The 1156-nt window shown below is 28.9% G+C and carries 1 protein-coding gene; it reads left to right on the top strand.

The features are described 5' to 3' along the window. On the top strand, window positions 1–1009 hold a 1009-nt coding region (locus H7U02_RS11010; RefSeq protein WP_260318484.1), incomplete at its 5' end, for a sensor histidine kinase. Window positions 1010–1156 lie beyond the last annotated feature (147 nt).

Raw genomic sequence — 1156 nt, 5'->3', positions numbered from 1 at the left:
AATAAAAAAAGAACAAGAAGATATTTATATAATTGCATTTCCAAAAGAAAGTATCATTAGATACGGAAATAATTTCTTTGATCTAAAAAGAATTCAAATTTTTCCGATTTTAATTTTAGTTATCATATTTGTTAACTGCCTATTTTGCCTATTCCTATACCTTTATAGTGTTACTTTCTTAAATCGCAACATCCAGCCAATTATTAACGCAATAGGTAAATTACCTGTCGGTTTAAACAAACAGGTAAACTCTGTTCAAGAATTAAATAGATTAACTTTAGCGGTTAACTCTGCTAACAAAAAACTACGTAAAAATGAAGAATTCAAAGAGAATTGGATTTCTGGAATAGCTCATGATATCAAAACCCCACTCTCAGTTATCGTGGCTAATACATCATTAGCTATTGAAAAAACAGACAATGATGACCTATTAAAAAATTTGAAACCTACGCTGGTTGAGAGTCACTATATTCAAAATTTGCTAAACGATCTCAACATATTCGCTAGACTAACAAACAGTAATTTAAAATTAAATCAAGAAATAACAGACATTATACCCTTCTTTAAGGAAATAATCATACAAATTATTAATCAAGAGATTTGGAATGATTTTAATTTTGAGTTTATTCCTGATAATAAATTGTTGGGTAAAAAAATGTACATTGAAAAATCTTTGATGTCTAGAGTTATTCACAATCTCATTTATAATTCTGTATTGCATAACCCTTCTGGTTGTAATATTCAGATTGTCCTTAACTATATTTCCCGTAATAAATTTTCAGTTATTATACGTGATAATGGAATTGGAACTTCTACAGATAGACTTAAAAATATTAATAAAATTGAGGAATTTAATTTTGATATTTCTGGAGTTCGCAGAAGTGGTATGGGACTAAAAATTTCTAACCAAATTGTTGATTTACATGGAGGTAGTATGATAATCACAAGTGAACAAGGAGAATATTTTCAAACAGAAATTATCCTTCCTATTGAGTCACCTACCTTATAGTACGCAGTCATTCCATTTTAAATAATTGAGGCTATTTTATCACTCTTGTATCCCTTTTGCGAGACCATAAGAATCATCTTACTTAAAAGCTGCATCATTTTAGAACTCCTTCAACTCTTCAAGAACAACATCTAAGTCCTCTTTTTC

It is taken from the genome of Streptococcus sp. 3.1 (assembly GCF_016648915.1).
GTDB classification, from domain to species: domain Bacteria; phylum Bacillota; class Bacilli; order Lactobacillales; family Streptococcaceae; genus Streptococcus; species Streptococcus salivarius_E.
This window is presented reverse-complemented; position numbering and strand designations above follow the sequence as displayed.